This window comes from Gemmatimonadota bacterium (genome assembly GCA_040882465.1).
GTDB lineage: Bacteria > Gemmatimonadota > Gemmatimonadetes > Longimicrobiales > Gaopeijiaceae > JBBEBG01.
The window spans coordinates 34,018-42,966 of record JBBEBG010000004.1; the positions used below are offsets into that span (position 1 = coordinate 34,018).

Annotated in this window: 7 protein-coding genes; 5 read left to right on the plus strand and 2 right to left on the minus strand. The window is 66.3% G+C overall.

What is annotated here, in order from left to right; all coding sequences use genetic code 11:
- Positions 1-2: 2 nt before the first annotated feature.
- Complete coding sequence (locus tag WEG36_01430; protein MEX1256254.1) at positions 3-3,098, minus strand: SusC/RagA family TonB-linked outer membrane protein; 3,096 nt, start codon at positions 3,096-3,098, stop codon at positions 3-5.
- A 307-nt stretch (positions 3,099-3,405) separates the two neighbouring features.
- On the opposite strand from WEG36_01430, the gene WEG36_01435 reads away from it, so the two are divergent.
- Entirely contained in the window at positions 3,406-5,637 is a 2,232-nt protein-coding gene (locus tag WEG36_01435) for a PBP1A family penicillin-binding protein (protein MEX1256255.1), read from the plus strand.
- 13 nt (positions 5,638-5,650) lie between these two features.
- Here WEG36_01435 and WEG36_01440 read toward each other — a convergent pair whose 3' ends face one another.
- Positions 5,651-5,893, minus strand: coding sequence for a YtxH domain-containing protein (locus WEG36_01440; GenBank protein ID MEX1256256.1), 243 nt, complete (start codon positions 5,891-5,893; stop codon positions 5,651-5,653).
- A gap of 232 nt (positions 5,894-6,125) precedes the next feature.
- On the opposite strand from WEG36_01440, the gene WEG36_01445 reads away from it, so the two are divergent.
- The 4 genes from WEG36_01445 to thiE are packed head-to-tail and all read left to right on the plus strand — an operon-like array spanning position 6,126 to position 8,875.
- Positions 6,126-6,671 carry a V4R domain-containing protein gene (locus WEG36_01445; protein ID MEX1256257.1) on the plus strand — a complete coding sequence of 182 codons (546 nt, stop codon included), beginning with the start codon at positions 6,126-6,128 and terminating at the stop codon, positions 6,669-6,671.
- 7 nt (positions 6,672-6,678) lie between these two features.
- Complete coding sequence (gene ruvX, locus WEG36_01450) at positions 6,679-7,140, plus strand: Holliday junction resolvase RuvX (protein ID MEX1256258.1); 462 nt, start codon at positions 6,679-6,681, stop codon at positions 7,138-7,140.
- Positions 7,137-8,162, plus strand: a complete 1,026-nt coding sequence (gene mltG, locus WEG36_01455; GenBank protein ID MEX1256259.1) for an endolytic transglycosylase MltG — start codon at positions 7,137-7,139, stop codon at positions 8,160-8,162. The genes ruvX and mltG overlap by 4 nt, the downstream gene beginning before the upstream one ends.
- Positions 8,163-8,191: 29 nt before the next feature.
- Entirely contained in the window at positions 8,192-8,875 is a 684-nt protein-coding gene (thiE, locus tag WEG36_01460) for a thiamine phosphate synthase (GenBank protein MEX1256260.1), read from the plus strand.
- Positions 8,876-8,949: the final 74 nt, after the last annotated feature.

Here is an 8,949-nt window from a genome sequence, read left to right on the forward strand (position 1 = left end):
GCTCAAAAGGTGATGGAGACCCACCCGGAAACCCGTCGCGCCGGGGGAAGCGTCAAAAAATCCACGCGGAGGTCCTGCCTCCCCCCGGCTCCGTTGACCTCGGGATCCATCCCCGAATAGTCCGTAAAGAGGGCGAGATTTTCCCCGGCGAGAGTAAAGCTTCCCCGCGTGGCGCCAATGTGTGCCAACCATGCGCCCGGAATCTCGATTCGGGCCGAGACGGTCCGGAGCCGCGCGAAGCTCGCGTCTTCGATCCAGGGTCCGAACTCCACGTCGCTCGCCGCCTGGGCCTTGATCCGCGCCGCGTCCGTCCGCTCGCCCTCGGTGTCCTCCTCGAAGATGGCGTCACACGTCCCCCCGTACGTGCCGCCCCCGAGGAGCCCGCAGCGGAACTCCTCGGTGCTGTTGAGCTGTTGATGCCCGCCCGCAAAGCCCAGCTCCGCGAAGAGGGTCACCCAGTCGAACAGGGTGAGGGAAGTGGAAAGGGATCCGTCGTACTCCGGCGTGGGATGTCCCAAGAACACCGGCTCATCCGTGGAATGGACCTCCCCGTCTCCGCCGATGGAGTAGCTCCGGGAGAAGTAGGCGCCAAAGGGATACCCTTCGGTGTGCCGCTGCGACCGGCTATCCACACCGAAATGGATCGGTTCGTCGAGCCGCGTGATCTCGCCGTCGTTGGTGCCCAGAGTCAACTGCCAATCCCAGCGGGCTCCCGGCACGTCGAGGGCCGACGCGTATGCGCCAATCTCGACTCCACGATTGCGGATCTCTCCGATGTTGGTCGAGACCGGGGCTGGAAATCCCGAAGATGGGGGAACGTCCCGCTGCACGATCGCATCTTTTGTGATCTGGTGGTAAAAGGTGAAGTCCACGCCGAGCCGCCCTCCCAACACGGAAGCCTCCCAACCCAGCTCCACCTCGGTACCGGTCTCGGGTTCGAGATCGGGATTTCCCTGATCAACGAAGACGACGCCGGCCACGTCTTCGCCCCGAAAGGTCGTGCGCTGAAGCGCGAGGAGCTGAAGAGAGGCGAGTGTCCCGGGCTGCTTGGCCGACTGACCCCAGGCGCCCCGAAACCGGAAGGATTCGACGAGGTCGCGCGGAAACCAGTCCTCCTCGCTGATCACGTAAGAGGCCATGATTCGCGGATAGACCTTGCGCCCCAGATTCATCCCAAAGGCGCTGCTTTCATCCACGCGGACCGCCGGCGTCACGAAGAGTCGGTCGCGCCAGGCAATCTGCTCCTGGATGTAGAGGCCGAGGATCCGGTTCTCGGCCACGCCTTCCGTCCCTTCGGTCCGAAGAGCGTTCGCCACTGTCGTCGGCCCGGCCGGAAAGATGCGGCCGAGGGAGCCGGCGACCTCGGTTCGGGTCCGGAAGAACTGGGCCCCCACGGTGGTCGTGGAGCGGAGCTCCGGCGTCAGGTCGAAGGTTCCGGCGACGTACCCTTCGAGGCTGAAGTTCCGGTTGACCAGGTTGTTGATGCTCCGGGCCCCGAGGGAGAGGTCTCCGAAGACGAGACTCGGATCCACCGGATAAAAGGTTCCCGTCTGGTCCGAAAACTGGTCGTACCCGATGGTCCCGCTCGCGCGGAGGAACGATGCGGGGCGGTAGTCCACGGTCACGCTCCCGATGAAGCGCTCGATCTTCTGGTCGTTTTCGATCGAAGCGACATCCTCCCAGGCGTGTCCGGAGAAAAACGGGTTCTCCGCGCATGGCGGGAGGCCGAGAGCGGGACCGAGAAAAGCGATCGGAACCCCGGTGGCGCGGGACACCTCGTAATGGAGGGGACAGGTGGAGACGCCGGGCGCTCCCGTCACCGGATCGTCCCGCGTGATTGGCATTTCCCAGGGAAAGCCCACGAGCGCGGCCGCGATGAATCCGTCGGTCGTGTTGTCGTTCAGAGGAAGGGCGACACGGTTGCTGGAAAAGCTCGTGGACACCGCGATGTCCACATTCTCCGACGGATGCACGTTCAGGTTCCCGCGCACGTTTCGGCGGGCCGCCTCGTTGTTGATCAGCGTCCCCTCCTGGCGAGCCAATTCACCTGAAAAGTAGTAGGTCACTCCCTCGACTCCTCCGCGGAGCGAGGCCCCGTAGCTCTGCTCGAGCCCGGTCCGCCACGGTGTTCCGTACACGCCTTCTCCGGCGGTCCCATCGTTGAGGAGATTCATGCGATAGACCGTGTCCGGGACCGCAGGGCCCAGGAACCCGAGGAGCCCACGCGGATTGAACACGACATCGGGCCAGTCGGTGGCGTCCCAGACCCCCGAGAGCTGGGACCGGAAAGTCCACTCGGCGGCCCCCGAACGCCCCCGCTTCGTGGTGATTCGAATCACGCCGGCCGCGGCCTCGGTCCCATACAGGGTGGCCGCCGACGGGCCACGCACGATCTCGACGGATTCGATGTCGTCGAGCGTGAGGTCGTTCAGGCGGCTCGTGGTTTGACCCCCGATCGGCGGACCCGAGAGCGTCTCGTTCGAGATGCGCGCCCCGTCCACGTAGACGAGCGGCGTGTTGTCCAGGCCGAGTGAGCTGTTTCCGCGGATCTTCAGCATGGACGCGGCGCCGGTCGTGCCGGAATTCTGGAGGACCTGGACGCCGGCCGCGCGCCCCTGAAGGAGGGCGGTCAACGTCCTGGGCGCGGTCCGCTCCAGCTCGCGCCCGACTTGGAGAGTCGTCGTTGCGTTTCCGAGCTCGCGGCGCCGCTGGAGCCCGGTGGCGGTGATAACCAGGGCGTCGAGGGAAACCGGCGTGAGGAGAAGGGCGATGTCTTGGATCGCGGTCACCGCCGCCGCGACCGAGACGAATCGAGTGGCCGGAGAGTAGCCGAGCATGTTCGCCCGGAGCTCGACCTCGCCCGGAGAGATATTTGCGACTCTATACTCCCCTGCGGGGGAAGTGACCGCTCCGAGCGCCGTCCCGACGACCTGGATCAAGACCCCACTCAGCGGAAGCCCGGTGCCGGCATCCGTGACCCGACCGGCGACGGCGCCTTGCTGCGCGGTGAGGGCCCCGGCCGCGAGCGTAAGAAGAGCGAGTGCGAGAACCCAGGCACCCAAGACCCTTCCCAACGGGGTGCGAAACTGCAGATCCATACGGATGCTCCCGGTCGGAGTCGAGGACGAACACTGAGTAAGGGCGGGGAGATGTGCCGAAAGGACTCGGACCATCGAGGGCCCCGCGATGCGGCCGCCCCCGTGTCCCGTGCCTCGTCGGGCGCTCGCAATCACTCTCGCGATGGGAAATTCAAAATCAATAGGCGAGCCCTGAGTGGCTGTCAAGAAAAGCGCGGATCTGTAGGCTTGTGGAATTTATGGCGCCCGGGCGGGAAGGGACCCGGTACCGCAGCGCCGGGGTATCCCTGCCGATGACCCCGCGATTGAGTCGGCCTGGAGGGACGACGTGAACGAACGGTTCAATCGAATTCTCTCCAAGACCTGGGCTACGCTGCGCGGTGCGACCGAGTGGGTCGCCAGCCGCCCCTGGGTTTGGGCGACCCTTCTTTTCGTGTTCGCGGTCGGGGTGGGATTAACCACCGGGGCGTGGCGAAACCTGTGCGCCAATTGCCCATCCGTCGCCCAGATCCACACCTGGGAGCCGCAGGAGACCTCCAAGGTCTTCAGCCACGACGGACGTCTCATCGCCGAGCTCGGAATCGAACGCCGGACGGCGGTCACGATCGACGCCCTTCCCCCGCACCTCCCCCAGGCCTTCATCGCGATCGAGGACGGCCGGTTCTACACCCATGGCGGCTTCGATCCACGTGCGATTTTGCGTGCGGTGGTCTCCCGCGTGATCCCTACGGGGCTGGTCCGGTCGGTCACGGGGTTGTCGCTCCGGACCGGTGGCGCGAGTACGATCACGCAACAACTCGCCCGGAACATTTTCGTGGAGGAAGTCGGCTTCGATACGAGCCTCCAGCGCAAGCTGAGGGAATTGCAGGTCGCGCTCGAGATCGAACGGGCGTACACGAAAGATCAGATCCTAGAAGCCTACATGAACCAGATCTACCTGGGGCCGGGGTGGTACGGTGTTCAGACGGCATCACGGAACTACTTCGGGAAGGACGTAATCAACCTGAACCCCGCCGAAGGCGCCCTATTGGCCGCAGTCGGAAACAATCCGGGCAATTACTCTCCCTTCCGCTATCCCGAGGCAGCCCGCTCCCGGCGAAATCTGGTCCTCGATCGGATGGCCGGAGAGGGATTCCTGACCGAGGCGGAGGTCGACGAATGGAAGCGCTTCCCGCTTCCGACAGAGCGGGGCTACGCATCCGAGGGCTCGGCTCGGTACTTCGTCGAAACGGTCCGGCAGGCGATGCAGGATCTCTTCGGAAGTGACCTCTATACGGCCGGGTATCGGATCTTCACGACCCTCGATGTCGGGATGCAGCGCGCCGCCGAGATTGCCCTGGAACGTGCCCTTGTCGCGGTCGAGGCGCGCCCCGGGTATCCCCGCGCGGCTTACGCGGCATACATGGAGACGACGCCGGAGGGCGAGAAGCTCGCCTCCACGCCCTATCTCCAGGGCGCGATGATCGCCATCGAGCCCCAGACCGGGGCCATCCGCGCCTACGTGGGGGGACGGGATTTCGAGCACTCGGAGTTCGACCGCCTCCGCCTGGCGCGCAGGCAGCCGGGGTCGTCCTTCAAGATGTTCGTGTACGCCTCGGCATTCTCGATCGGGATCCCCGCATCGTTCATCATCGCGGATAACCCCTACTTCTGGGAGCAAGGGCCCGGTCTGGAACCGTGGGCGCCCAGCAACTTCGAGTCCAACGAGTTCCTGGGAGACATGACGTTGCGCGAGGCTTTCCGGCTGTCCATCAATACGATCGCCGCGAAGCTCGGAAACGACGAGGTGGGGCTCGAGACGATCGCACAGACCGCGCGGCGTCTGGGAATTCGGACCGATATTCCACGCTTTCCGGCGATGCCGATCGGATCCCCCGACGTGATTCCCCTCCAGCTCGCCGAGGCGTACGCCGCCATCGCGGCGCTCGGAGTCCGCACGCCCGCATTCACCGTCCTCCGGGTCGAAAACGCGGACGGTGAGGTGGTTTGGGAGCCGAGGATCGAACGTACGCAGGCGCTCGATCGGCTCAGCGCCCGGATGACATTGAGCCTCATGGAGACCGTCGTGGACCGCGGGACGGGTTCGAGCGGTGTGCGGGTGACCGCCGGGCTCCCGTACGAGGTCCCCACGGGTGGAAAGACGGGAACCACCAACGAAGGCACGAACGTCTGGTTCGTCGGTGCCACTCCGACCCTCCAGGCCCTGGTCTGGATCGGGATGGACCAACCCCAGACGATCCACCCCCTCGCGACCGGGGGCGGATTCGCGGCCCCGGCCTTCGGGGAGTTCATGCGCCAGGTCTATGTGGGGGACATCTTCCCGGACGAATCATCCGAGGGGGGGCCGAACCAGGGCCCGATCCTCCCGATTCCCGACCGCTGGCCCCTCGACGGGCTCATCACCCGCGAGGTTGACTCGAAGACCGGCCTCCTGGCGTCGCCCTGGTGCCCGCGCGACCGCGCCTACGTCGAGTACTTCATCCCGGGCACCGAGCCCACCGAAGAGTGCGACGACTCGGTCCGGAGCGCCCCCTCCTCCCTCCGTTGGCCTTGGCGATGAGGCGCCCGAGGGGTCAGGAAAACCGCTTCCGGGCCCCATCCAGGACTTCCTCGACGCGGTCCTTCACATCCTCAGCGACATCGTCCCAGCGGTCGGCGGCCGTTTCCCGAAGGTCCACTGCAGCCTTCTGAAGCCGTTTCCGCGTCTTTCTTCCGGAGTCCGGGGCCATGAGGATCGCGACTCCGGCTCCGATGGCGGCCCCGCAAATCAATCCTGCGACGAATCCGAGGATCTGTGGGTCTTCCTCGTGTGCCATAGGGGAAATCTCCTCTGAATACGTTAGTGCGGTCATCGGGACGAGGACCCTGGGAGCGGCACCAAACGAGGCACCATTCTCCGACCAGCCCTCTCCTCCGCATACCGCCTGGACCCGCCGAAGGTCCCCCGAGCCGGGACCGGAGGCCCGGCGCATCGGCCGCCTGGGCACCTCGTAGTATATTGTGTTCGAGACCCGGACGCCGGCGAAAGGGAGCCCCATGGAGGACGGCGTGACCCGACGTGTGACAATCGAACGGGACCTGACCCTTCCCGCGGCGACTCTTTTTCACCTGCGCCGGGCAATCCAGACAGAGGTCGGCGTGCGCGAAGCGACCCACGCGCTCCACGAAGCGGGATTCGCCGCGGGGGAAGACTTCTTCCAGGGGTTCGCGCGGGAAATCGGTGCCGATCCCGCGGCCCTCACGGAAGCTGTCTTTTGGCAAGAGCTGGATCGGTACTTCGACGCGCGTGGGTGGGGACGCCTGGAACAGGAGAGAATCCATCCGGCGTTCGGGTTTCTGCGAGCCCGCTCCTGGGGCGAAAGCAACCCTACGCTCAATGGTGACGAAGAGCTCGGGTGCGCTTTCTCCGCCGGAGTTTTTGCCTACATCCTCGGACGCGTCGGCGGCGGACCCATCGCGGTCCTGGAAGCGGGATGCCGAAGCCGGGGAGACGACGAGTGCTCCTTTCTCGTTGGCTCGGAAGGCGCGATCCAATCCGCCTATGGCCACCTCCTCAGCGGCGACGCGCTGGATGCGGCCCTCGCCCGGATCTGAGGAACCGGTGCAGGAAGGCGCGCCCTTCCCGCTCCTCCCCGTGCGAGCCCTGGGCGTGGACTTTGGCGAAGCGAGGATCGGACTCGCCCTCTCCGACGAGACGGGAACGCTGGCGACCCCCCTCGCGACCATTCGGCGGCGTCCCGGAAAGCGCCCACCCTTCAAGGCCATGGAAGAGGTGGCGCGCCGCTGCGGCGTCGAGGCGATCGTCTTTGGACTTCCGCTGGAGCTCTCCGGGGAGGATTCCGAATGGAGCCACGAAGTCCGAGCTGTCGCAGCGAAGTTCGGCGAGAGGCTCGGACTCCCCGTCCACCTCGTGGACGAGCGGATGAGCTCGGTCCGGGCCGAACGGATGGTCCGCTCGTCGGGGCTCCCCCTCCACAAGCGCGAAGAAAAGGGACGGGTGGACGGAGCGGCCGCGGCAATCCTTCTCCAGGAGTGGCTCGACCGGCGACGGAGAGTGCCATGACGCCGCGACGAGCGCCACCCGCGCTCCACCTTTTCGCGGTCGCCCTCGCTTCCACGCTCGCGGCCGGATGTTCCGACGGCGAAGCGACCAGTGAGTTAGTGGAGTTCACGATTCCGGCCGGGGCCACCTTCGCCGAGGTCACGGATACCCTCGTGGCCCGGAATCTCGTGGGAAGGCCGCTCATATTCCGCACCTATGCTCGCCTTCGGGGAGACGACCGGGAGGTGCGGGCTGGAAGTTACGAGGTCCCCGGCGACGCCGGATGGGGAGCTCTGCTCGATCAACTCGTGGCGGGACGGATGGTCACCTTCCCACTGACGATTCCCGAGGGCTTCACTCTCCGGCAAATCGCCGCGCGCATCACCGCCTTCGCGGAGCTCGATTCGATCCAGGTGGAAGCGGAGCTCCTGGAGACCGGAGTCGAGGAAGAGTGGGAAGTTCCGGGTCCCGGCCTCGAAGGATACCTCTTCCCCGACACCTATTTCTTCGCCCCGGGGGTGGGTCTCGAGTCCATCGTCGGAACCCTCGTCGAGGCGTACCGCTCCTTCTGGACCCCGGAGCGGAGAGTCGCCGCGGAGGCGCGCGGGCTCAGCGAGCGCGAGGTCGCGACCCTCGCCTCGATCGTGCAGGCGGAAGCTGTCCTCGACGCGGAGATGCCGATGATCTCGGGCGTGTTCCACAATCGCCTTCGTCTCGGAATCCCGCTCCAGGCGGACCCGACGGTTCAATACGCCCTCGGCGAGCGGCGAAGCCGGCTCCTTTACGCGGATATCGACTCCGTCGCCGATCACCCGTACAACACGTACGCGCAGGCCGGGCTCCCTCCGGGGCCGATCGGGGCACCCGGGCGGGCGGCCCTCGAGGCTGTCCTCAACCCGGCGGACGTCCCCTACCTCTATTTCGTCGCCCGTCCCGACGGGACCCACATCTTTTCGTCGACCCTCGACCAGCACAACAACGCGCGAATCCAGGCCCGGAGAGAGTGGGATGAGATCGAGCTGAGGGACGAGGAGGGAAGCTGACCCCCGGGGAAAGGGCGGATCGGGACGGGGTGGTTCCCCCGGGGTCGAGCCGTCGCGGGGGCGGCAGGGAAGGACTCGCCGAACGCCTTCGCCTCATCGTCGTCATGGATGAAGCGCAGGCCGCGCCACGAGGGGTCATCGAGGTCGTACGGCTCGCACTCTCCGCTGGAGCCCCCGCGATCCAGCTCCGCGCGAAGGAACAGAGTGCGCGGGAGCTCGCCGGCCTGGGACGCGAGCTGCGCCGCGAAACGACCGCACACGGCGCTCTTTTGTTCGTGAACGACCGCGTGGACGTGGCGCTCACCGTGAGCGCCGACGGCGTTCACCTCGGACCCGACGACCTTCCGCTGGCCGCAGTGCGCCGATCGACTCCTCCGGGCTTTCTCATCGGGTATTCCACCGACGATCCCGAGGAGGCGCGTGTAGCCGAGCGGGAAGGTGCCGACTACCTCGGAGTGGGAGCGGTTTGGGCAACGCCCTCGAAAGAGGATGCGGGCGAATCGATCGGCCCGGACGGGCTCGCACGCGTTGCGCGGGCCGTTTCGATTCCGGTGGTGGGGATCGGCGGGATCACCGTGGAGCGCGCTCGACTTCTCGCGGGCACCGGTGCGGCCGGGATCGCCGTCATCGGAGCGGTCATGGGAGCGGCGGATCCCCGAGCCGCGGTGAGGCTTCTGCTCGAGCCGTTCACGACTGGCCGTGGAAGGACTTAGTTCTTTCCGGTACGAACACGAACGAAGCGGCCCATCACCCCTGAGGGGGCGTGGGCCGCTAAGTAGACGAAGGC

Bases quoted from the DNA above. Each gene is read 5' to 3' on its own strand.
- WEG36_01430 (MEX1256254.1), bottom strand. From the start codon at position 3,098: ATGGATCTGCAGTTTCGCACCCCGTTGGGAAGGGTCTTGGGTGCCTGG.
- WEG36_01440 (MEX1256256.1), bottom strand. From the start codon at position 5,893: ATGGCACACGAGGAAGACCCACAGATCCTCGGATTCGTCGCAGGATTG.
- mltG (MEX1256259.1), top strand. From the start codon at position 7,137: ATGACGCCGCGACGAGCGCCACCCGCGCTCCACCTTTTCGCGGTCGCC.